Source organism: Niastella koreensis GR20-10, assembly GCF_000246855.1.
Classification (GTDB): Bacteria; Bacteroidota; Bacteroidia; order Chitinophagales; family Chitinophagaceae; genus Niastella; species Niastella koreensis.
Window position 1 is genome coordinate 3,445,345 of the sequence record NC_016609.1, and the last position, 25,871, is coordinate 3,471,215.

Genomic DNA, 25,871 nt, shown 5'->3' on the forward strand with positions numbered 1-25,871 from the left:
AGGGATGTAACCAAAACATAAAAAAACCGCTTCGGCTGGAACCCGAAACGGTTGGAATGTTCAAATAATCGTCGAATCATTTAAACTACCAAATGTATGATTTTTTCAGGATTTGGTTCATGGGCATCCTATGTGCCTGAATGGACAAAAAATCAACTGCTTTTACAGAAAAAATTCTTTTACTTCTTTATGCGTGTGAGTGTTGCCTGGATAATATGTATGGTTTGTTGCCTGCAGGTAATTGTGGCAAACCATACCCATGCACAAACCTTACATGAAGTAAGCATTACCCTCTCCTTAAAAGATGAAAGCCTTGAACAGGCTTTCAAAAAAATAGAAAAGCTCACCCCTTTTCGTTTTGCCTATAAGAAAAACGACATCGGCGCAGTTCAACACCTGAACCTGGAAGCAGGCCTTACACCGGTTGACAAAATACTGAAACAACTGTTCGAGGGAACGCCGCTGCAATTTGAGCAATCGAACTATACTATTTTCATAAATGGAGCTGTGAATCCCGACAGCAGCACCTATATACAAAAAAGTTTTACGAGCGATACAGCTTTAACCATCAGGGGCAAGGTGCTTTCACCCGAAGGCAATTCCCTGGCGGGCGCCGTGATCACCGTGAAAGGCACCCGGTTTGGTACGGCTGCCAGCGCAACTGGTAATTTTGAAATAAGGGATGTGCCGCTACACTCCGTATTGCTGATCACTTTTGTAGGGTATGAACCTTATGAAATACCAGTTACCGGCGAAACCAATTATTTCCTGGTAAAACTTACTCCCGTAAAAGAGATCCTGGATGAGGTAACCGTATCGGTAGTGAATACCGGTTATCAAAAACTGCCGGAAGAACGCGCCACCGGTTCTTACAGCATTATTACAGCAAAAGACCTGGAGAAAATGCCAGTCGCGAATCTGATCCAGCGCATCGAGGGCCTGGCCACCGGTTTGCAACCACAAATAAAAGCGGGCGATAACAGCTTCGTATACCAGGGCCTTACCCAGGGAATTGCCAGTAACACCCGCACCATTGGAAACAATGATTACGACCTTAACGTACGGGGTAATACGACCATGCGGGGTGAAAAAATGCCTTTGATCGTTGTGGATGGATTTCCCACTGAGTTTGATATCAAAACCCTGAACCCGGCAGATATTGAACAGATCACTATTTTAAAAGATGCAGCCGCCGCATCCATCTGGGGCGCGCGGGCTGCCAATGGCGTGATCATTATCGATACTAAAAAAGGAAGAAATAAAAACCAGCCAACGGTTAACGTATCGGCTAATTATACCGCATACGGTTCTCCCCGTTTTAACTACCTGCCGCTGGCCAACAGTGCCCAGATCATTAATTACGAGGAAGAATTGATCAACAAAAACCTGAACCTGTACAACCCGCTCACCATGGCGCCCATGTACAAATTTTACAAGAGCGATGCGAGCGACCTGGTGTACAAAGTAAAAGCCGGTATAATTGACTCCGCCACCTATAAAGCAGGCATTGCCAGATTGAGTGCAATAAACGGCTACGATCAGTACAAAAAATACCTGTTACAACCAGCCAATGCGCAAAGCTATAACCTGAGTGTAAGTGGTGGCAACGAGTTTCACACCTATTTTCTGTCAGCCGCTTATTCCCGCGAAGTGACCAGCGCGGTGGGTACCAATGGCGACCGCTTTACCGCTACCGCCAACCAATCGTTCAAGCTGTTAAAAAAAGCAACGCTGGGCATCAGTTTAAAAACAGCCCTGTTCAATTATAAGAACAACGGCACCGGCGTTTCAAGGCTGGGCCTGGGCGGCAATACTTACCTGCCCTACAACCAGATCTTCGATGAGAACGGAAACAAGAAATATTATTCCTACACGTATTACCAGGGCAGAACAGATACGCTGCAAAGCCTGCGCGGTTATATGAACTGGGGCTATAACTACCTGGACGAGTTGACTGCAAATGACAAAACCATCCAGGACAATACTTACAGTGGTACCATGAACCTGAATGTGCCGATCTATAAAGGACTTTCGGCAAACGGCGAGTTCATGCTGGAAAAATATTATCAAAACAGCCGCTTGTGGAATGGCCCGGATTCATACGCTGCCCGTGACGCCGTTAACTCAGCCACCAGCGTAAATTATGCCAACGGAGCCCTTACTTACGGCATACCCCAGGGTGGGATATTATTACAGAACAGTTCCCGCAATACCAATTACAGCGCCCGGGGCCAGTTGTTGTATAATGAAACCATACACAGCATTCACCAGATAAACGCCATCGCAGGCACCGAGATCAGGCAAACCAAACAAAGCCAAAACTCACCTGCACCCATGTATGGGTACAACATGCAAACCGGCATTACCCAGCCCGTATTGGGTACGTATACCAACGTGAACGGAACTACGGTCTCTGCGAATACCTTACCTATCAACCAGCAGTACGACAAAACAAGGCGTTTCCTCTCGTATTATGGCAATGCCGCCTATACGCTGATGAATAAATATTCTTTATCTGCCAGCGTACGCTACGATGATTATAACAACTTTGGGGTTGATAGAAAATACCGGGCAACACCCTTGTGGTCTGCCGGCGCCAAATGGAATATCATTGGCGAGAAATTTATGCACGCTGTCCCTTTTATCAATGCACTGGCACTTCGCGCCACCTACGGGTACAATGGCAATATCGCCCCGGATGTTTATCCGTTCACCGCTATCAGTTTAAGCTCCAGTTATGTAACCGGTCAGCCCGCCGCTTCTATTGTGCAACCGGCCAACCCTGGCCTACGCTGGGAAAAAACCGGGATAACAAACCTGGGTATCGACTATGGTTTATTTAACAACCGGTTAATGGGTAGCATTGAATGGTACAGCAAAAAAGGGAAAGACATTTTATACCAGTTCCCCATTGACCCAACTTATGGCGTAAACACCTTAACCACCAACAACACCCGCATAGATGCTAAGGGTTTTGAAGCCAGCATCACGGGCGCATTCATACGCAGGAAGAACATTGACTGGTCGGCCACCTTCAATTTCTCATACAACAAGAACAAACTGGCTGATAACCGGTTCCAGCCCAACTCCGCCACCTATTCATCGCTGTCGGGCGCAAATATTGTTGGCTATCCGACTACAGCCCTTTGGACCTACCGGTTTGCCGGACTGGATAACACCGGCATGACACAGGTATATGCAGGCGATAAAACAACCAAACTGGCGCCCTCGCTAAACCCAACCAGCATCGATGCTTTGTATTATGCAGGCACTACAGTTGCGCCTTATTACGGCAGCTTAAGTCAGACCTTCCGCTACAAACATTTTACGCTGTTTGCACTGGGCACTTACAGTTTTGGCTCGGTCTTCCGCCGGCCTACGATATCAACGTATGCATCTACCCGCCAAACAGTGGTACAATATGATCTTAACAAAGACATCGACAAACGCTGGCGTAAAGCAGGTGATGAAGCCACTACCAATGTACCAGGCATTGCCGGGGTATATGCACCAACCAGCCTGTTCCGGTATGCCTTCTCCGATATCAATGTATTGAGCGGAAGCTACATCAGGTTACGGGAAGTATCACTTACTTACAGCCTGCCTGCCGCGATGGCCAAACGTGTTCTGGCTAAAAATATCGATTTCAGTTTCACGGTTAGAAATCCGGGGTTGTTGTGGACAAAGAACAAGGAAAAGATCGATCCTGATTTTATTCCGGTGCTGAGCCAGAACACCCTCGCCCTGCCGCCATCTGCATCTTATAACATGGCGTTGGGAATTAATTTCTAATTCAATAGGCAATAGACAATAAGCAATGGACAAAAGGAAAACCAATGGGCAATAGACAATGTGGTATATGCAAAGCTAATTGGGATGCTCAAAATGCGGGAAAACTTGTCAATTGTCCATTGCCAATTGCCTTCTGGTTTGGTGATCAAAAAAAACAATTAAAATGAAAGCATTCAATATAACAATAAGCATCATTTCAATCTTATTGGTTTTTACGGGTTGTAGGAAGTATGTCGACATAAAAACGCAGGGCAGCCTGATACCGCAGGAAACCATCAATTACCGGTACCTGCTGAATAACCCATCTACTTTTGAAGGGACTGCCCGCATGATGGACCTGGCGGCAGATGATATAAACATTGTTGACAGTGCGCAAATGGCGGCACTGTCCGCTTCAAACAGCTACCTGTATTTTGTAAACACCTATACCTGGCAGCCCGGTATTTATACCATCAGTGGAGAAACTGATGTGGAATGGGACAGGTTGTACAGCGTGGTTTACAACAGCAACGTGATCATTGCAGAAACACCAGCCAGCACCGGCGGCACCGATAGTATGAAGAATGAGATCATTGCAGAAGCTAAAGTATACCGGGCCGATGCTTACCTGACACTGGTAAACCTGTATGCAAAACCCTATAACGCCACTTCGGCGGCCAGTGATGAAGGGGTACCATTGATAAAGGCGCCAACCGTCGATGCCAAACTCACCCGCGCCCCGGTAGCAGACGTATACAAGCTCATCATCGACGATCTTACAGCGGTGTATCCTATGTTGCCTAAGGTGAATGCCTTTAATACCCTTCCTTCACGTGCGGCTGCCTTCGCCATCCTGGCCAGGGCCAATTTGTACATGGGCAATTATGAGCAGGCTGGTGTATGGGCCGATAGTGCACTGGCTATTCAAAACACCCTGAATAACCTGAGTACTTTAACCACATTCTCTTTCCCCGGCAGGCTCAAAAACCCCGAGATCATTTTATCAAAACAACCTTATGCCAGCTTAAGTTATATGCCGGTTGCATTACGGTTGAGCGATTCCTTATTGAACTTGTTGGGCACTACAGATCTGCGTTACAGCTTTTTCACCGCTCCGGCCAGCAATTTCTCATCAACGTTATATACCGGCCGGTTCTCGAACCGGGAAAGTATTGGCACGTACGAAACCCGCAACGTGGGCCCTACCGTGCCTGAAATGATGTTGATAAAAGCCGAGGCCCTGGCCAGAAAAGGCGATGTAAACGGTGCATTGACCCGCATAAACACCTTACGCCAGAACCGTTTTACACCAGCTACCTATACACCGGTTACCGCTGCCACTGCCAGTGAAGCATTGGTTCAGGTAATTAATGAAAGACAACGCGAGTTTTTCTGCAAAGGCCTGCGCTGGTTCGATATGCGCCGCCTGAAAAGCGATCCGCTTTTCTCGTATACGGTTACCCGCAAATTCCGGGGCGCCACCTATACGTTGGAACCAACCAGCAACCGGTATGTTTTCCCGATCTCCAACTATTACAGACAATTTAATCCGGGCATAACCGCCAATCCTTAGTACAGCCATCAAAAACGACCAAGGCTGACCTGTAAGGTGCACCCGGGCCAACCAGATGTGCAACCTGATACGCTGCACCTTACAGGTCTCCTTTTCACCAAGCTTAGAAAATACCTCACCATGAAACTTGTGACAATGATCTGTTGCCTGCTCACTATGCAGGCCATCGCTCAAACCAACGGGCATGTTTTTAACGTACTCCCTGCTTTACCATCGCCGGGCAGCACCATTACAGTTACTTACAAGAACAAAGGCACCGTACTCGAAGGCAGTAAACACATCAACGGCGTGCTGTATAGTTTTTCCAAATTTAAATGGCACGCCGATGACCTGACACTTAGCTGGAAAGACACGGCCTGGACGGGCACCTTCAAACTGCCCGAAGGTTGCGCCTTTATTACCTGTGTGTTTCAAAGCGATTCGCTGATCGACAAAGGCGGCAAATGGCCATACAGCTGGTTGTTGTCCGATGCAGCCAGGCGGCAACTACCCGGCGCCTATTATGCCTGGGGCACTTTACGCAGCCGCTCGTTCCGGAACAACCAACCGTTCCAGGTAGACACAGCTGCTTACATCGAAGATGAAGTTACCCGTATGTGGCTCCGCTATGAAAACCGCGACCATCCGGAAAGCAAACCATTCATCTTCAAAAAAGCGTTGACCCTGTACAAAAAGACCAGTACAGATAGTGCCGTTGATAATAATATCAGAAAGGAAGTACAGGCTATTCTCGGCATGCCCAACACTACCGAGCAAACCTGGATAGATGCCGCAGACGTATATGCCACCGTATTAAACGACAAAGCCGCTGCAGACTCCATTCAGCAGCTTATTTTGCAAAAGTACCCCAAAGGCATTTCAGCAAGGGATAAAGCGATCCTTCTGCTGACCCGCGAACCCGACCAGTTGAAAAAGACAAAAGACTTCGATCAGTTCATCATCGATTTTCCACCGGCTGCATTTGCAGAGGTAGAAACCAATATCAGCAACCTGTGGTACAACAAACTCTTCAGAACAGCGGTATACACGCCCATCATTAAAGACAGCAATTACAGCAACCTGTTCAAATACCTGCCTGTAGTGCCCACCAGCGAGCTGGCCACGTTTTATCACCACATGGTTGAAATACCGCACGATCAGAAAAAGATGCAGTTATCAACCCTGTTAATGCTCTCCGATACCCTGGTAAAACAGATCATGGGCCGGCCGGCAGATGGCGTATACAGCCCGTTGCAATGGAAGGAAGTGCTGATAAAACAACAAACGCTCACGCTGTTTACCCATGCACAGCTCCTGTATGAAAGCAAACAGCCGCAAAAAGCATTTGCGTTTGCCAGCATGATCAACCCGGCTAATATCTATAGTTATAAAAAGGCCGACTTTGCCGATCTGTATGTTCGTTTGCTGATCGCCAATGGTAAAAAGAAAGAAGTTATTCCTTATTTATTGAAAGCCGCCCATGAAAATGCGCTTACCACCTATGCGCTGGAACTGCTGAAAAAAGATTACACCGCTAAAAACAAAACCAGCGATGGCTTTGAAGCCTGGGTGGAATCACTGAAATCGAAAGACACGGTAAACGCCAGCAAAGAAGACCTGAAGAAAAACCTGGTGAACCTGCCCATGGCGAATTTTGAATTGGAAAGTGCCAAAGGCGGCCTGGTAAACCTGAACAAATTGCGCGGTAAAATAGTGATCATCGATTTCTGGGCCACCTGGTGCGGCCCCTGCAAGGCAGCCATGCCGGGGATGCAACTGGCAGTTAACAAATACAAGGCCGATACGAATGTGGTTTTCTATTTTATCGCCACCCAGGAATTCAACCCCGAATACAAATCGATGATCAATAAATTCCTGGCCGAAAAGAAATACAACTTCACCGTTTTGTACGATGGATATAATGCAGACTCAAAACACCTCGATATAGCTTATGCCCGCTGTGCCAAAGACTATCACAGCTCAGGCATTCCTATGAAATTGATCATAGATCAACAGGGACGACTTCGCTGGGTGAACAATGGCTACAAAGGCAGCCCAAGCGCCCTGGCCGATGAAATTTCCTACATAATTGAAACCCTGCAGAAAGAAGAAAAGTCCGTATCTAAATCCCATCTGCCTCCTCCGCCAGCTGGCGGAGAGGTTGGAGGGGGACCTTATTTCAGCACACCAGTTTTCTTTTATAATGCCGACAGCAGCATTCGCTTTGCCGGCACCTTATCCCAGCCGCTGCAGCAAAAAGCCACCAAAGCGGTGGTGTTGGTATCAGGTACCGGAAAACAGGACCGCGATGGCACCATGGCCGGTCATAAGTTTTTCGCTGTCATTGCAGATAGTTTGTCGCGCCAGGATGTGGCCGTATTACGGATCGATGACCGCGGTACCGGTGAAACAACCGGTAAGTATGAAGACGCAACTACCGAAGATTTTGCCAACGATGCCTTGCTGGCTGTTTCGTATTTGAAAAACAGGCCCGACACTAAAAATTTACCGGTAGGCTTACTGGGACATAGCGAAGGCGGTGCGGCCATAGTGATAGCCGCCGCCCGCTCAAAAGATGTACAGTTTATTATCAGCTTGTCGGGACTGGCCACCCAGGGACTGGATGCGCTGCTGGAACAAAACCGGCAGCTGGTAGCCATGGCCAACATTCCTCAATATGATAAAAACCGGTATAATAACATCAATGACCGGATGTTTCACCTGGCTTACCAATATGCTAATGACACCAGCCTGGAAACAAAGCTCCGCGGCTGTTATGCATCATGGAAAGAAAAAGACAACAAGCTGGTTGATAGTCTGCAAATTAAATTCGATCACTTCCGTTTTCCCATTGAATCTTATGTACGACAGGCCACCGGTAAATGGTACCGGTATCACATCCGCTTCGACCCGGCCGGTTACATTAGCCGGCTTCATATTCCCATATTAACTATATATGGCGAAAAAGATGTGCTGTTGAACGCGCAAAAAAACGCACAAAACTGGCAAAATAGTACTACCACTGCCCATAACAGTCATATCACGATAAAGATTATCCCAAACCTCAATCACCTGCTGCAACATTGCACCACCTGCTCCACTACCGAATACGCGCAAATTCCCGAAACCATTGCTCCCATTGTATTACAGGAAATCACCAGCTGGCTGAAAAACGCGGAACGCTGAAGGCTTACGGCTTAAGGCCGAAGGCAAATACAGCATACGATTCAGATGACAGAACGCTGAACGTAAAACGCTTAAGGCTGAACGCTTAATACAAAGCATCTATTTTAGGTGTATTTGCCTTAAGCCTTCGGCTTTTGGCCTTTAGCCTTTAGCCGCCCTAAAAAAGTACAAAGGCCCATTCTATTGCTTTATGCAGCAAAAAATGGAGGGCGGTTGTCTCCTTGGTGAACAGTACCTTCTTCCACTACAACCGCCCCTCCCGGAAACATCCGCAATATCCTCGTGTCTTTAATCCATTCCCCCTGTAAATGATCCAGGTATTTGGTATGCGATGGCTGCTGATCCATGCCCGCTTATTTATTGTTCAACTCAAAATTACCAGCATGCAAAACTACAAACGATTGCTTCTTTTAATCTGTTTAACTGCTCCGGTATGGGTTTTTGCACAGATCAATGTGTCGGGAACAGTGGTCGACAGCAAAAACAACCCCATACAGTTCGCTTCTGTAAAGATCAAGAACTCCAATGCTGGCACGTCTACCGACGCCAGTGGTAAGTTCAGTTTAACCATACCCGGCAAAGGCGGGGTACTGGACGTTACCTTCGTAGGCTACAAAGCCACTTCTGCAAATGTATCGGCGCCAACAACTGATTTGGTTATCACCATGCAGGAAGACGTAGGTCACCTGGAAGAAGTGGTAGTGACCGGTTTGGCCTCTTCTACCAAACGCGCCAACGTGGCCCACGCTGTAGGAGTGGTTTCGGCCAAACAACTGGTGGGCACCACGCCCCAGGCTACGGTTGACGCCGCCCTCTATGGCAAATTCCCCGGCGCCACCATTTCCTCGAACTCAGGCGCACCCGGCGGCGGCATCTCCATAAAACTGCGGGGCATCACCTCGCTGGTGGGTAATTCCCAACCCCTGTTTATTGTTGATGGTGTTTATTACGATAACTCCTCCATCAATAGCGGACAAAATTTTATTTCAAAGGCCGCCAACCAGGGTAGTACCAATTTCCAGGAGAACCCCAGTAACCGAATTGCCGACCTTGACCCGGAAGATATAGAACGGATTGAGATCCTGAAAGGCGCCTCTACCGCCGCCATTTATGGGGCCAGGGCATCAACCGGCGTGGTGATCGTTACCACGAAAAAGGGGAAATCGGGAAAACCCAGGATCGAGTTAGGTCAGTCTATTGGCTGGCAAATGCAGTTGAGAAAACTGGGCATGCGAACCTGGGATACGGCTAAAGTACGGGCAACCTATGGCGCCAGTGGGTTGACTTTATACAACGCCAATGGCGGCAAGACCTATAATTATGAAGATGAGTTATATGGTGTTCATGGCTTCATGAACAATACCCGCGTTGCGGTAAGTGGCGGAAGTGATAAAACGTCTTATTATGCCGGCATGACCTACCAGGATAACCAGGGCATTGTAAAACATACCGGGTACAGGAAAACATCCTTCCGCGTGAACCTCGATCAGGCCGTCACCAAATTCCTTGACCTTTCGGTAAACGCCAACTATGTTGAATCGAATGCTGACCGCGGTTACTTTAATAACGACAATACCGGTACTTCGATGGGCGTTGCCTATGTATCAACTCCTTCCTGGGTGAGTTTATATCCCGATGCCAATGGCAACTATCCCAACAATCCCCTGGGGCCCAGTAACTGGATGCAAACGCGCGACTTGTCAAAACATAACGAAACCGTGAACCGGATGTTGCTGGGGGGCAGGGCTACCTGGAAAGTGATCAAAAACAACATGCACGACCTTAAAATAATCGCATTGGGCGGTATTGACTATTACACGCTGAATACAAAAGAGATCTTTCCCCAGGTATTGCAGTTTGAAAAAAACGGGAATGGTACCAATGGGGCTTTATTATATGGAACAACCGTCACCCGTAATGATAATTATTCTGCCCTGGCAGTGTATGAATTAAATCCGAATAACGGCATGATCTTTACCACCCAGGCCGGGGTGAATGCCATCAATAACAACCTGAATACGATCGTGAATACGGCCACGCAATTGATAGGCACCCAAACCAACATTGACCAGGCCGGCGCTATCCAGGTAGAAGAAAACCGGATCATCTCAAAAGACCGGGGCTTTTTTGCGCAGGAAGAAGTGAATTATAAAGACATGGTGATTGGGACTGTTGGGATAAGAGGCGATAAATCGAGCCGGAATGGCAATGCCGATAAATTATATTACTATCCTAAATTTTCGCTGGCATTCAATGCAACGTCGCTGTTGGATGTGAAAGCATTAAGCCTGTTGAAAGTGCGAGGGGCTTATGGCGAAGCAGGCAATTTTGCTCCTTTTGGCGCTATTTATTCACCATTGGTGCCAATCAATTTCAATGGCACTACCGGTTCTATTGTGGATGTTACCCGGGGCGACGCCAACCTGAAACCGGAAAAACAAAAAGAACTGGAACTGGGTTTGGACGCCGGTGTTTTAAACAACCGTATAAGCGTGGAATTTACCTGGTATAAAAAAGATGTGGAAGACCTGATCCTGAAAGTACAGGTGCCTACGTCAACAGGTTTTTCAACCGGCTGGCAGAATGTGGCGGCTATTCAAAATCATGGAGTGGAAATTGGTTTAAACGCAGTACCGGTGCTCACGAAAGATTTGCGCTGGAATGCGCAGTTGAACTGGTGGAAGAACACCGCCAAAGTTACCAGGCTGGATGTACCAGCCTTTAACGTAGGTGCATTCGGCGCTTCCCTGGGCACCTATCGCATCGAGAAAGGCAAAAGCCCTACCCAGATCGTAGGCATTGGCGACGCAAACGACAAAGTGGATCCCCTCACTAACCTGGCAACATTTGGCAATGCAGAACCAGACTTCAACCTGTCGTTCAACAACAATGTTACCTGGAAAAATTTTGAATTGAATGTGCTGATGCACTGGAAACAACACGGCGACAATATTAACCTCAGTTCTTTATTAAGTGATTTTGGAGGCACATCGGCCGACTACGATAAAAAGTCGCTCGATCCCAAAGGTATATTAGTTAATGGCGACTACCGCATAGCTTCTTTTGGCCACACCGCCCGCCCGTTTGTGGAAGATGCTTCTTACTTCAGGGTTCGGGAAATTGGCCTGAGCTATACATTCCCTAAAGAATTGTTTAAGGATATAGCCCGGGTAAAAATTGGTTTTTCAGGAAGGAATCTGATCAACGTATTCAAGTATAACAGTTATGATCCTGAAGTATCCAATTTTGGTATCGATGCTATTTCCAGCAATGTGGAAGTAACACCCTTCCCCTCATCGAAGAGTTTCCATTTTAATGTATCAGTTACTTTTTAATCATGAACCCAAAAAGATCAAATATGAAATATCAACATAAATTTAACCGGTTTATTGCATGCACGGGTTTGTTTGTAATAGTGATGGGCTGGTGGGGCTGTAAAGTAGACACCATCCTTGACCCCAATAACCCCAGTATAGGTGGTGTTACTCAAAATGCGCAATTAGGAGAATTGCAAAACCTGGTGGTAGGGGCCGAAGCAGGGATGAGAATTTATTTAGGCACCTACCTCGATGATGTGAGTATGATAGGCCGGGAATATTATCGCTTTGCTGCTTCAGATCCCCGGGTAACCGGTGACATCCTGGGCAAAGGCAGCGCCACTCTTGATAACAATACTTTTTACACCACTAACCCGTTTGCAGGCCGGTACCGGGTAGTGAAGAATATGAATGTTCTTATTCAGGCACTACAAAATACAAAGGCAGATATTACCGCCGATCAGCGCCGGGCCGGGATCGCTTATGCCAAAACGGTACAGGCGCATGAACTGCTGATGGCTTTAAACCTGGAGTATCAAAACGGCATCAGGGTAGATGTAAGCGATCCCGACCACCTGGGCCCCTTTTTATCATACGATGAATCATTGAACGCCATTCAGAATTTATTGAATGATGCCAACACCGACCTGCAAGGCAATACAGCCACGCTGCCCTTTACCACCACGCTGTACAACAACAAGGCCAGTGAATTCTCCAAATTCAACCGGGCGCTGGCAGCCAGGGTAGCTGCTTACCGTAAAGACTGGACAACGGCAGCAACCGCGCTTTCCCAGTCGTTCCTGAGCCTCACCGGCAGTTTAACAGATGGTTCGTATTATCTTTTTTCAACCGGTGGTGGCGACCTGTTAAATCCTGTGTTCTTTCCCCAAAACACGCCGGCTGCCGAAGTACGGGTAACCCAACCCAACTGGGTATCCGAAGCCACACCTGGTGACGCCCGGTTAAGCAAAGCGCCCAAACGTACTTCTACCGCTACCCAGGATGGCTTGAACAGCGACTATGATTTTTTTGTGTACACCACCAATGTAGCGCCCATCCCTATCATCCGTAATGAAGAACTGGTGCTGTTGTATGCCGAAGTGAAAATTCAGCAAAACCAGTTTCCGGATGCATTGATAGCGCTGAACAGAATTCGTACAGCGGCCAGCCTGCCTGCTTATACCGGGCCGGTTACGCAGCCTGCGCTGATCACGGAAATGTTGAACCAGCGTCGTTATTCGCTGTTTGGTGAAGGCCATCGCTGGATAGATATGCGTCGTTATAACCTGTTAAATACCTTACCTATTGATCGCCCGGGCGATGATGTATGGCCGCAGTTTCCTAGACCGGCAACAGAAGTGCAGCAATAAGGAATAAACATAATATATATCCCTCTCTTAGACCTGCCCGGTGGACTTAGGCATACTGAATATTCAGCCTGATGCCGACCACCTGACAGGTCTTTCAATTTATTTCGATAATTTCATAAAAACACCTTTAAAATGACAAGCAGCAACCCATCCAATTCTTTTTTGGGCACCGACCAGGCGCCTGCTTACACACCCACCAGTGATGAAAGAACCCTGGCGATCCTGAGCCATGTGCTGACCATCTTCTTCTGGATCTTTCCACCATTGATCATCTATCTTATAAAAAAAGATGAATCGAAGTTTGTGGCAGAACACGCGAAAGAATCCTTGAACTTCCAGATCACGGCCGCCATTGTTTTCATCATTCTTTTCATTACCATTATCGGCATCTTTTTATTGTGGATAGTGGGCATATTGGTACTGGTGCTGGTAATTGTAGCCACTGTAAAAGCTAGCGAAAGCAAATTATACCGCTATCCGTTTACGCTTAGACTGATTAAATAATTGTTTTAAATAAAAAGCCCGTCCCGGCTAAGCCGGGACGGGACTTACTTACATCCCGACTTCGTCGGGACTCGCCCCGGCGGGAACGCCAGGGCTCGTCACATGATCAAATCTAAGGCGTCGAAGCATTTAATGTTTTATTACGAACCGGATCGTTTGTAATCTTCCATCATCCCCTACTCCACGCAGCGTATACACGCCACTTGCCAAACCTGCCAGCGACACATTTACATCATTCATCCCTGCACTTAATGAAGTAGTGAATTTCTTAACTATTGAACCTGTGGCATCCAATATCGCCCAACCCATCGTCATAGTACGCCGGCTGGTAATGCGCAGTTTTGCATTGCCGGTGGTTACCACTGTTGGCAATAACTGTACACTGAATTCATACACCGGCGCTTTCAACATGCCCTGGTTGGTAATCACAATAGATCCCAGTTGAGTAGTTGACAAGGCTACCAGCCGCGCAGCTGACGAACCGGTTGGCAACACGCCGCCTGTGGGTGAAACAAGCGCCCAGGTTATCCCATTATAAGCGCCCGCATCCATATTGGCGGTTGGGTTACAGGCCGCGTTGGCATCGGCATCTGCATATTGCAAACTAATGTTCACGGGCGCTGCAGGTTCCCTGGTGGTGGTCACCGTCCAGGTACGATTGACGGCTTTGCTGTTATCGATAACCGGCGCTATCAATCCTGCCATTACTCTTACTGTATAAGTCATACCCTGGCCATTGCTGATGGTTACCGGGTTATAGCTGGCAGCAGAAGGCCCAACCGGAACTGTGATGGCGCTCGTGCTATTGGCAACAATAACAGAACCGGTTCCATTGGTGATCACATGGCTGGTAACACTGCCATTGGTTGCATTTTGCAGATAGATATTGAATGAACCGGTGGTTATATTTCCATTGGTCATGGTTAATGTACTGCCGATGGTCAGATTACCATTGAGGGTAACACCCGCACCATTCATGATCACATTGCCAATTGATAAGGTATTGATGGTTTGATTGGCGGTACCGCGGAAAGCAATGGTGCCTGTACCGGCATTCAGCGTTCCAGAATTGGCAAAATTGCCGTAGAGATTCAAGGTACCTGTTCCGTTTATCGTGAGCGTAGCGTCTTTGCCAATAGTAACCGAATGCGCTGTAGCAGTACCACTGATCACCGGACTGAACGGCGTTCCTGACGTAATGCTTACATCGGTAGTAGCTACCGGTATTCCACCGCACCAGTTGGCCGCCGTATTCCAGTCGCTGCTTACCGCGCCTACCCAGTTGTTGGATGATTTAACGGCCAGCGTAGCTACACTGGAAACCACAATTCCGCAGGCATTGGTGATCACCACATCATAATCTCCATTGTCAGCGCCTACTGCATTGGCAATAGCGTAGGTAGCCGTGGTGGCATTGGTAATATTCACGCCATCTTTCCGCCATTGATAAGTAAGGCCTGAACCACTGGCCACAACACCCAGGTTAACGGCACTGCCCATACATACACTGGAGCCTGCAGGTTGTGTAGTGATCGCGATCCGGCTGTTCACCGTAGCTATCACCGCTGTGCGTGGGGTGGTGCAACTACCTGCCATGGCCGATACGTAATAAGTAGTGGTGGTGGAAATCGATGGCGTTGTATAAGTTGAGCCAATCCCAATCGGACTGGTGGTGGTAAGATCGGGATACCAGTACAAGGTTGAACCGGCAGACCCAGTTGCCTGTAAGTTCACCACCCCTGGATTACAACGCGCCGCCGGCGTGGTGGCGGTTATGGCCGGACTGTTCACCTCTACTTTTATTGCCGGGGTAAACACCGTATCGATGTAACATACCGAAGCCAGGCGATAATAAAGGGTTTGGGTAGCCGCAGCCGTTGTATAAGGCGAAATAATGCCTCCTGTAATATTGCTGTAAGTCAGAGAATCGGTGCTTTGCTGCCATTGAAAACCGGCAAAGCCATCGCCACCGGTTACGGTTAATACCGGCGCTCCATTGAAACAATAACTGGTTTGTGACGCGCTGATGGTACCTGATACCAATGGTACGCGGGTACGGGTAACCGTCGTCATGGCATCGTTAGCAATCTTTGCATCACCGGCCACGGTTGTTTTGGCATTAAAGATATACGTACCAGGTGTTCTCATGTCTACAGAATCGGTAATGCCATTCAGCAGCACGTTCAGGGTGGCACCGGCCGCCAGCGTACCGGTATTGATAGTTTTTGTAATGGTGGCTGTAGCAGCTCCCGTTACATTTACCGTTACGGTAACCGGGTTCACCGCAAAATCAATAATGGCAGAACTGTTATTTCTTACTTTAATGGTAGCTGCTTCTTTACCATAACAACCTTTTCCGGCCAAAGGTGATTCCAGGGAAACCGCCTGTAGATCTATCCCGGTCAGTTGTGCAAATTCATCAGCGCCGATATCAGGCGTGGTGGCGCTTCTGGCATCCCCATCCACATCATCTGTTACCAGGGTAACAGGCAACGCCACATTATTGGCTGGTGATACCCCAGCAGTGGTGATGTGCAGATCCACCGTAGCGGCAGCGCCTGTAGCATCAATAAACAACGGATCTGCCACCTGGCTGGTAAGATCGCCGCCGATATTCCAGCCGCTGGCATAGGTAGCAGCAAAGGAAGTACCGGTTGGAGTAGCCGCAGCAAAGTTGCCGCCGGTTCCACCATAGCCATAAATATTATGATCGAATGTCATTCCCGCCAATGCATTTACCCAAATGGCATTGTGCAAAGCACCGGTTGTTGCATTGGAGCGGTTGTTTACAAAAATGTTGTTCAGCACACTATCCGTTCCGGTATTGGTTTCCTTGCGGAAGGCATTGGAACTTTGGGCGTTGGTGCCTACACCTGTTCCGCCAATATAAATACTGTTATAGTAAATATGGCTGTTCAATCCGGAGCCCTTCATGATCCCATCTATGCGGATGGCATTGGTTAACGAACTGCCATCAGGCTTAATCCCCAGCCGCACCATGTTATTATAGATATCTGCCTTACCCTGGTTAAGCTCTATACCACGGATATTGGCATTGATGTTAGCTGTGGTAACATCAAAACTGTGCACTTTGTTTTTTGAGATCGTATTGGTGATGGTGGCGGAATTGGCGCCCCAGAAAAAGATCCCTTCCATATACACACTTGCCGTAGCAGCGCCGGAAACCAGGCTATGCACCGTATTGTTGGTAACAGTAACCGGATTGCTGGTAGAAGCGCCCATATAAATACCCAGCACAGCCGAGTTACCGCTACCCAACGTATACGTAGTGGCAGAATACAGGTTGCGAACCGTATTACCTGCCACGGTTGACACAGTGGAACTGGCAGATCCTATATTGATCCCCGCCACCTGTGCGCCGGCACTTGCCGAAGTAGCATTATTGGTTAAATTGGCAATAGTATTGTTGGTGATCGCAAACGAGCCATTACCAGTAGGAATATTGATCCCCCGCACATACAAACCCGAAGTGCTGGTATTTACAGCATTGATGCTGTTGGCAGTGGTTAAACTACCTATCAGGTTGCCATCGATATTCACCACGCCCCCGGTATTATCATAAATACCGGAGAAGTTATTACCCGCACCGGAAAGCGTAATACCACCGGTGCTGTTTTGTTTCAGGTTTATCACCGCGGTAGCGCTGGCGTTACCGGAGATATAAAACGGAATGGTGTGCGCACCATTTCCGCCGTTTATAGCAATTGCATTGGTACCTGTAACCGAGCCTACTCTATTACCCGTTACGGTACCTACATTTACACTACCGTTTGAATTGGTTATTCCAACACCATGGAATACATCCGAAGTAACCGTACTGGTTATGGCTATGTTGGTAATGGTATTCCCCTGTACCGAACTCGGGTTCGCCGAAGTACCATCGGCAATCTCCAGCCTGATACCATCGAATGTATTACTCTGCCCTGTGAGCGTATAAGGCGCACCTGCACTGGCAGGAGCAGCACCACCGATATAGTTATTGGTAACTATAAAGCCATTGCCTACGCTGCCCGTATTGCGGTTAGAAACGATCCAGATGCCCCGGTTGAACGCAGCAGCCGAATAAGTACGCGCGCTGGTTTGGAAGAAATGGTTGCCGGAAACTACCCAGTTGTTCACGCCATTGTTCAGCATCACCCCTGTTGAATTACCATTCGCCAGGAAGAAATCATAAATATTACAATTGGAAACCGTATCGTTGTCATTAAAGTTACTGTTCACACCGGTATTGTTAGCGCCCAGTGCATATACCCCTATCGATGGTATAGAAGGGCTGACACCACTCGAGTGAATATTACAATGATCTATGCTATTGTTGTCATTACCGTTTGCGCCGTTGCTGCCAAAAAAAACCACCCCGCCTGATGCTGATGTTGTAGCAGCAGAAACCGCGTTCATCCCCTGCAGGTCGCAATATTTCACCACATCACGGAAAGCGCCATTGTCAAAACGAATAGCAGACCCCAGCGCACTGGTGTTTATAATGTTCAGATTGGTTGTGCTCAGACTGCCGGCAGTAGTTACCGCAATAGCTGTTCCCACCCCGCCTGGTCTTCCATCGATGGTTACATACGTACCACCTGTTAAATCTATAGTAGGGCCAGGTATAGAGCTGGTGATCACCAGGCCGCTGGCATTGGCCGCCGGACGGATCAACACCGTATTGATCGGGCTGAAACAAGCATTGGACCCAATCGTAATGGGGAAGGTTTCATTGGCGCTTGTATAATCGCTTTGCAGCTCCACAATCACCGGACCGCTGATACCACCGCTTAAGGAAGCAAGTGCAGCAGTGAGGGTTTGGAAGGTACCGGTTTGTCCAACCGTGATTAAACCACTTGGTCCGGTACAACCGGCCGTGCTTTTTGAACCGGAGATGGCTGTACTATATTTAATGGCACTGATACAGGCATTGTTATAAGCGTATACATAATAATCGTACGCTGTGCTGGCCAGCAGGTTGGTATTGGCAAAGCTTTGGGCGGAGCCGTTGGCTACCACCGTACCTGTTCCCAGCGAACTGCCCACAGAATAGATCACGCCATCAACCGGTGCCACCGCCGCAGCTCCTGCCGGATAACGCACAATCAGGTACCCATTGGCGCCGCCGACAGAAACAGTAAAGCTGCCATCGATCTCGGTGGCAGACACCGCAGTCAACACCAGGCCTGTTGGGGCATTCGGTGTACTACACGTAGCAGCGGCCGCCACAAAATTGCCGGCATCGGCCCCGATGTCAACCGGGGTAAATCCGCTGCGGAGATCATTGTCGTAATCGTCGGTTATTGACGCGATTGCCGTACCGGTTCCCTCAGCCACAGAAATACCGGTTGTATTGATATGCAGATTGACTGCTGATAAATTCCCTGTTGGATTGATAAAGTTAGGATCACCCGTTACACTGTTTACATCGCCGGTAAGCCAACCGGTTGTAGGCGTACCGCCATTCATGTAATTGGGAATTTCCACGGTGCCGCTGTTGGCAAACCGTCCACCCGAACCATTAAACTGGTACACGTTGTAATTAACGGTAGCGCCGGTAGTAGCCCCGCCAAAATTGAAGCTGTAATGTTTACCGCCGCCATTGGCATTGGAACGCACGTTGGCAAAGATGTTATTGCGCACATCGCAGGTACCGGATGTAGAAAGCCGGCTGAATGCATACGTATTGCCGGTGCTCACCCCTACGCCGGTTCCGCCTATATAAACACTGTTGTGATAATAACTATTGGCGGAGGTAGTATTATTTATAATACCGTTAATAACCAGCGCTGTGGTAAGCGGTGTACCATCTGGCCTGATCCCCAGCCTGATCATATTATTGCTGAACACCGATGACCCGAGCGTTACCTGGATACCGGTGAGCGTGGCGCCGGTGTTGACCGCCGTTGCATCAAAACTATGAATGAAGTTTTTTGAAACCGTATTGGTTACCGAAGTAGTGCCACTGTAATACAGCCCGATCGCATTCACCGCTGTATTGGTTGCAGTACCTGACAATACCAGCGAATGAATGGTATTGCCACTCACCGTACAACCTGCCGCATTGGAACTGCTCATGTTAATACCGATTATAGCGCTGTTGGTAGTGGTGCCCGTACTTTGGGTAGCATTTACCAGGTTGCGAATGGTATTACCCGTAATGCCGCCGCTCATTACTGCCGTAGTGGACGCAATATTGATCCCGATCACCTGCGAGGCCGCCGTTCCCGTGGTGACATAATTACAGGTGAGGTTTTGAATGATATTATTGGCAACGGTCAATACCGGGCTTCCCGAAGGAATATGAATACCGTTCACAAATCTGCCGGTGGTAGTACCGGTATTGGAAGCGGTAATACTGGTGATGGTATTGTTACTGAAGGTCCCGGTAATGGCACTATTGGCGTAAATGCCGGAGAAGAAATTGCCCACCGCAGTCAGCAAAATGTTGCCAATGATATTGTTCTTCACAATAGTGGTATACGTACCACCGAAGAAGATCATATGGCTGGGCACTGCTCCTGTTGCATTGATGGTGATCCCACCATCTGCACTGCCATTTACCCCGGTTGCAGATCCAATGATATTGCCGGTATTGTTTCCAATTTCCACATTGCCTTTACCCGTCAACACCGCAATGGCATGCATAGCGTCACTGGTGGTAGAAGTAGTCAGGTTAATATTTGTGATTGTATTACCCTGAATTGAAGAAGCCGCCATTGGTGTAGCCGCATCAGCCACTTCGAGCCGGATGCCTTCAAAGAAACCGGCCGATGTACTGGCAAACGTATAAGGCGTACCACCACAACCGGGCGCACTGCCACCGATAAAATTACCGGTAATGATAAATCCATTACCAATTTCTCCTGCTGAAGCAGCGCGATAAGGCGCTACCCAGATAGCGCGGTTAAAGGCGCTGGCAGAAGCATTCACATTAATTGCTTCTGTTTGAAAGAAATGGTTGGCGGCGATCGTCCAGCCGCTGTTACCCAGGTTCAACTCCAACCCCACCGAATTACCGGTTGAGAAATAATCGTAGATATTACAAGCCAGCACCGCGTTGTTGTCGTTGAATTGCGCGGCATAGGAAGCCACCGAACTGGAGTTATCGTATCCCAGCGAATAAACGCCTAATGAGGGTTTTGTAGTTCCTGTACCGGTTGAGTGGATATTACAATGATCGAGGGTATTGTTATCATTTCCATTCGCCCCGGTATTACTGAGATACACAACGCCCGACAGCGTATTGGGCTGACTGGCATTATTGGTATTCTGTCCCTGCAGGTCGCAATATTTGATAGTATTGTTGTTAGCACCATTTTCGAGTACAAGCGCTGCACCCGTATTATTGGTGTTGATGATATTCAGATTTGTAGTATTCAAAGCACCGGCGGCCGTAACCGCTATGGCGGAACCGGTTCCTCCGGGACGCCCATCGATGGTTACATATTTAGCGCCGTTGATATCGATCGCAGCGCCCAAACCTGAACTGGAAATCACCAGTCCATTGGCGCCGGTAGCCGGCCTAATCGTCAATGTATTGGTAGCATTGAAACAGGCATTGGAAGCAATAACGATCGGGAAGGTTTCTGTAGTACTGGTATAGTTGCTTTGCAATTCAAGCGTCACAGGGCCACTCACGCCACCAGTCAAAGCAGCCAGCGCTGCAGTTAAGGTTTTATAGGTTTCATTAGGGCCAACAGGTATTACTCCGCTGGGACCGCTACAGGTATTGGTTGCCTGCGTACCTGTTAACGGCGTTGTTGTGTTGTACACCGGACCGATACAATTGGTATTGTTATAAGCATACACATAAAAATCGTACCCCGTGCCACCGATGAGGCCGCTGGCGCTAAAAGTGGTGGCAGCTGTAGCCTGCACCACTACCCCGGTTCCCAGCGAACTGCCTACGGGATACGTAGTGCCATTCACGGGCGCAACAGGCGTAGCACCGGCCGGATAACGTACCACCATGTAGGCGTCGGCAGCAGTCGATGCAGTAAAAGAACCATTGATCTGACTGGTAGATGTAGCATTCAGCACCAAGGCAGTTGGCTGGTTGGCGGGCGCCACACAGGCATTCATGATGCTCACCGCCATCACATGCAGAATACCGCCCGTAGCCGGACGGCTGATTGTTACAGAGTTTATCTTCTTCGTATAATTAGGGCCATTCACCGCCATGGCCACCTGGTACAGGCGCGGATTGGTAGTACCGCCCGCATTATCGAGCGCCGCAGGTGCATTGCCATTCACGCGGCCAATGCCCTGGATGGCAAAACCAGTTCCATTGTACCAGTCGGACACAGTGACGTTAGAATTGACTTGCGTGGTACCGTCTGAAAAATTTAGCGTAACCGTCATAACCGTGGCGCTGCCACCTGACGTTGCCAGGAAGTACACCACGCCGGCCGGTTGCGGGGTTGTCAATGTTAATGTGCCGGAAGTAAGCGTAGTGGATAACCGAAGTGAGTTATTAACCGAGGCATCTGCCAGCTGAAAACTTACCAGGCTGGAGGCCGCACTGATAATAAGCCCCGAATTGGGCAGGTAATTGGTGGGCGTACCCAGGGCAGTAAAACTCTGGTTCAGGAAATAATATTTGCCGCCGTCTACATCATCGGTTACTGAACCGGGAAAGGTAGTACCATTGGCAATCACATCGGCATTGAAACCGGTAACAGGAACGGGTGTTACGGTTTGGGCGAAACCAGCACAGGATAACAACGTCAACACGATACCCAATAAATTTCTCATAATACAGTATTGTGAATGGTGTTTAGGATTATACTTACAGCAGTAAGGAATAAGGTAAAAGGTAAAAGCCTAAAGGTTAAAGCTAAAAGCAAAGACTGAATTCGCTTTCGGCTTTAGGCTTTCTGCTTTAAGCCTGTATTTGCTTGCAGCTTGCAGCTTGAAGCTTGTAGCTGTTTTAAGAAGGGGCCGCCCCGGAAGAGGCAACCCGATTTACATTTTATGAAACAATCGGGATGTTATTCCCGAGTGATTCCGAAATGCAGGTTTCAGGTTACACGTTCCAGGTTTCAGGGAAAACATCTTTATTAAGCCTTGCAACCTGAAACTTGGAACCTGTAACATGTTTTAGTCTTTCAACCCCAGGTATTTTTGTACCTGTTTGTAGTCGTTCCAGTCTGTTGCTGAACGGGCACCTACTCCACCAGGAATGATGATATAGCGATATTGCCATACTTTCACGTTGGCGTCAGAGCTGGAAGGACGGGTACTTGTGTTATAAGTAGACTCGATGAATATTTTTCCGGTCTGAACAATGGGGAATTGATAGAAATCCTTGGCGCCGAAGATGAGGCCATTATCCTGGTAAGGCAATGCCACAATAGCCGGTGCAGTTTGGGTATTGATATTCCAGAATACTTTTACTTCACCTTTCTGGATAATGCTGTCAACGATCTTTGGTGCATCTATAGAAGCTTCAAAAGAAGTATCAACCGCATTGAAGGTTACATCTATCCAGGGAGAATAAATAACATTGGCGCTTCCGGCTTTACCAGCGGCGCCTGTAGCACCGGCGGCGCCAGCATCACCTTTATCACCTTTTTCACCGGCCGGACCAGTATCGCCTTTCTTACAGGCAGTAAACAATAACAAAGCTGAGAACAGGAAAACAGAAGTACACCTCACGAACATGTGTTTCATAACTGAATTTTTGGGATTTTATTAAAATGTTTGATGATTACCTGATCAGGGCAACCCAGCCGTTAAAATTGCGGGTTGCTGTTTTTATGATATAATAGAAAGTACCCACCGGTAATGGCTTGCCTTTCCAGGTGCCATCCCAGGGAACATTGTATTCATGACTGTTATATACCTGCTGGCCCCAGCGATTGAAGATCTCTACCGAACAATTGGTTACACCACGCAAACCTGCTATCTCCCAGGTATCGTTCACCCCATCGCCATTCGGGCTAAATATATTGGGGATCACCAGTACTTTGTCAGGGATCACCATCATGAACTGACGCACAGCCGTATCTTCACAACCGATATCATTGATCGCATGCAGGGTGACCACATAGTTGCCCGGTTGCTGGTATTGGTGAGTAGCATTAGCAAGGGTTGAATTGGTATTATCCCCAAAATCCCATTTATACGTAACGGCGCCTGAAGAACCATTCACAAAAGAGAAGTTAGCCTCATGCAGCTCAAGCGGTTTGTTGGCTGAAGGGTTCACCGTAAAATCGGCGTTCGGAAAATCTTTAACAGTTATCAGGTTTGTTTTGGTAATGGAATCGGAACACTTGCCCAGTTCACTGGCAACCAGCTTCACCGTATATACACCCGGACTGTTATAGGTATTGGACGGGTTAACGCCGGTGGAGGTATTGCCATCACCAAACTCCCATTTGTACGCGTCGCCGTTTTGCGTGTTATTTTTAAAGGTGACGGTAAAAGGAAAACATCCTGCCAACGCATCAGGCGCAAAATCAACCACAGGTTTTGGCGTTACGTTGATGACAACAGAAGGTGCGGTTGATGTACAGGCGCCATCTTTTACCGTAAGGCTGATGAGACCGTTTTTGTCGTATTTCACCGTATACGGACCAAAGCCGGTACCCGTTTGAACCGCTCCTCCACCCCAGCTCCAGGTAGCTGTAGCAGTTCCTGCTCCGCTACCTGTGTATGTGGCGGTAATGGTTGAGCCGGCACATACTGAGGACTCACTAACAGTAAAGGCCGCATTTACCGGGGCGGAAATAACACCAGGGTTGGTGGTTATTGTAGACACGCATCCGTTTTCAGTTACCTGCAACTGCAGGTTATAATTTCCAGGATTATTGAATAATATGGAGTAAGGGCCTTGTCCACTCCCACTCTGTACGGTAGCACCCGCAAAACCAAACCAGTTGTACGTGGCGGTATTGGCGGCATTGCCGGTGTAAGTGATCGTTTGCGGCGTGTTCAAACAAACATTGGCCGGGTTTATTGTAAACGTGGAGGCAGGCGTTGGTAATAACGTTACCGGAACCGATGCCGATACATTACAACCGTTCGCATCCATGCCACTCACCGTATAGGTGGTATTCGCTGTAGGCGTTACGGAAACATTGGCGCCGGTTACATTACCGGGGTTCCAGGTATAGGACAGTAAGGTGCCCCCTGAAACGGCTACAGATAATGCTACGGGAGAACCTGCACAAACCGCCGCCGGATTAGCCGAAGCCGTTAAGACCGGCATGGGCGTTGTGGGCACTGTTCCGGTATAGGTTACCGGGCAATTATCCGCTTCCGTTATAGTGCAGGTATAATTACCCGGCGCCAGGTTGGTGGCTGTAGCCGTTGTTTTCACCGGCGTGGTATTCCAGGCATAGGTATAAGGACTGTTACCACCGCTTACCGTCAAGGCAATACTGCCATTGGCATTGGTACAGGTTGCCTGGGTAATGACAGGGGTAACAACTGGCGGTGTATAACCAACACCCGATAACGCCAACGCTACCAGCCGGCCAGCTGCCGTAGTACCATTTAAATAATTGATAGTAACTGATTGCAATAATTTATTCTTATCAATACAGCTCAGGGGCAAATCAACCTGGTAAAACCGGGGATTCTGGGTGGAAACGCCATCTGTTACATAAGGTCCGGCCGTTAAGCGTTTTGTTCTACCATAAGAACCATACACCCAACCAGTGCCATCGAACCAATCCTCTATGTTAAAATTGCCAGCATTATAAGTTGTACCATCTGTGAAATTGCATACTACATTTATGGTACTCTCCCTTTCTGTAGAGAACAGCAACAGGTTAACCGCTTTATAACTGGCCGGTGTTGCCAGGGTAAAATTTCCCCAGGCCATAGTATTGGCCTGCGCGGCACCGGCTGATAAATACATGACATTATTGACCGTATACGGTTGTAACTGCCAGGTTTTGGCGCCCGATACGATGGTGCCATTCATGGGTAATCCGCCGCCTAAACCATTGATAGCCGCAAACAGGGCTGAATACATGATGTTGGTCGACAGGTCGAGCGAGGTAGTGGTCACCGCCGTAGCATCTGTACCGGTCTCCGCAATAGCATCCTGGTTAAAGCCGGTGATATTGATGGGTGTATAGGTTTGCGCCAGGGAACCGGTTGCAATAACCAACCCACCAAACAACAGGCCGATATGTAGTCCGATTTTAGTCATGG

9 protein-coding genes are annotated in these 25,871 nt (G+C 48.3%); 6 read left to right on the forward strand and 3 right to left on the reverse strand.

Annotation, left to right across the window (positions count from 1 at the left end; genetic code table 11):
* Positions 1-96: 96 nt before the first annotated feature.
* The 6 genes from NIAKO_RS13640 to NIAKO_RS13665 all read left to right on the forward strand — a co-directional run bounded on the left by NIAKO_RS13640 (position 97) and on the right by NIAKO_RS13665 (position 13,700).
* A complete protein-coding gene (locus NIAKO_RS13640; RefSeq protein ID WP_014219024.1) occupies positions 97-3,792 on the forward strand; it encodes a SusC/RagA family TonB-linked outer membrane protein in 3,696 nt (1,231 codons plus the stop codon).
* Between the two features lie 163 nt (positions 3,793-3,955).
* A complete protein-coding gene (locus tag NIAKO_RS13645) occupies positions 3,956-5,344 on the forward strand; it encodes a RagB/SusD family nutrient uptake outer membrane protein (protein ID WP_014219025.1) in 1,389 nt (462 codons plus the stop codon).
* A gap of 120 nt (positions 5,345-5,464) precedes the next feature.
* A complete protein-coding gene (locus tag NIAKO_RS36695; RefSeq protein WP_014219026.1) occupies positions 5,465-8,509 on the forward strand; it encodes a redoxin domain-containing protein in 3,045 nt (1,014 codons plus the stop codon).
* A gap of 308 nt (positions 8,510-8,817) precedes the next feature.
* Entirely contained in the window at positions 8,818-11,844 is a 3,027-nt protein-coding gene (locus tag NIAKO_RS13655; protein ID WP_216595794.1) for a SusC/RagA family TonB-linked outer membrane protein, read from the forward strand.
* A gap of 23 nt (positions 11,845-11,867) precedes the next feature.
* Positions 11,868-13,196, forward strand: coding sequence for a RagB/SusD family nutrient uptake outer membrane protein (locus tag NIAKO_RS13660; protein WP_014219029.1), 1,329 nt, complete (start codon positions 11,868-11,870; stop codon positions 13,194-13,196).
* A 132-nt stretch (positions 13,197-13,328) separates the two neighbouring features.
* Complete coding sequence (locus NIAKO_RS13665) at positions 13,329-13,700, forward strand: DUF4870 domain-containing protein (RefSeq protein WP_014219030.1); 372 nt, start codon at positions 13,329-13,331, stop codon at positions 13,698-13,700.
* Positions 13,701-13,829: 129 nt separating this feature from the next.
* On the opposite strand, the gene NIAKO_RS13670 is transcribed toward NIAKO_RS13665, so the two are convergent.
* From NIAKO_RS13670 to NIAKO_RS13680, 3 genes are all read right to left on the reverse strand, one after another.
* Positions 13,830-22,460, reverse strand: a complete 8,631-nt coding sequence (locus NIAKO_RS13670) for a beta strand repeat-containing protein (RefSeq protein ID WP_014219031.1) — start codon at positions 22,458-22,460, stop codon at positions 13,830-13,832.
* Positions 22,461-22,805: 345 nt separating this feature from the next.
* The gene (locus tag NIAKO_RS13675) at positions 22,806-23,378 is read right to left on the reverse strand and encodes a hypothetical protein (RefSeq protein ID WP_014219032.1); all 573 of its coding nucleotides are present in this window, start codon (positions 23,376-23,378) and stop codon (positions 22,806-22,808) included.
* A gap of 37 nt (positions 23,379-23,415) precedes the next feature.
* Positions 23,416-25,869 (reverse strand): T9SS type B sorting domain-containing protein, encoded by a 2,454-nt coding sequence (locus tag NIAKO_RS13680; protein WP_014219033.1) that lies wholly within the window; start codon positions 25,867-25,869, stop codon positions 23,416-23,418.
* Between the last annotated feature and the right edge of the window lie 2 nt (positions 25,870-25,871).

What these genes read in the sequence shown, in the direction of transcription:
- NIAKO_RS13640 (WP_014219024.1), top strand. Translation starts at nt 97, where the DNA reads ATGATTTTTTCAGGATTTGGTTCATGGGCATCCTATGTGCCTGAATGG.
- NIAKO_RS13645 (WP_014219025.1), top strand. Translation starts at nt 3,956, where the DNA reads ATGAAAGCATTCAATATAACAATAAGCATCATTTCAATCTTATTGGTT.
- NIAKO_RS36695 (WP_014219026.1), top strand. Translation starts at nt 5,465, where the DNA reads ATGAAACTTGTGACAATGATCTGTTGCCTGCTCACTATGCAGGCCATC.
- NIAKO_RS13655 (WP_216595794.1), top strand. Translation starts at nt 8,818, where the DNA reads ATGATCCAGGTATTTGGTATGCGATGGCTGCTGATCCATGCCCGCTTA.
- NIAKO_RS13660 (WP_014219029.1), top strand. Translation starts at nt 11,868, where the DNA reads ATGAAATATCAACATAAATTTAACCGGTTTATTGCATGCACGGGTTTG.
- NIAKO_RS13665 (WP_014219030.1), top strand. Translation starts at nt 13,329, where the DNA reads ATGACAAGCAGCAACCCATCCAATTCTTTTTTGGGCACCGACCAGGCG.
- NIAKO_RS13670 (WP_014219031.1), bottom strand. Translation starts at nt 22,460, where the DNA reads ATGAGAAATTTATTGGGTATCGTGTTGACGTTGTTATCCTGTGCTGGT.
- NIAKO_RS13675 (WP_014219032.1), bottom strand. Translation starts at nt 23,378, where the DNA reads ATGAAACACATGTTCGTGAGGTGTACTTCTGTTTTCCTGTTCTCAGCT.
- NIAKO_RS13680 (WP_014219033.1), bottom strand. Translation starts at nt 25,869, where the DNA reads ATGACTAAAATCGGACTACATATCGGCCTGTTGTTTGGTGGGTTGGTT.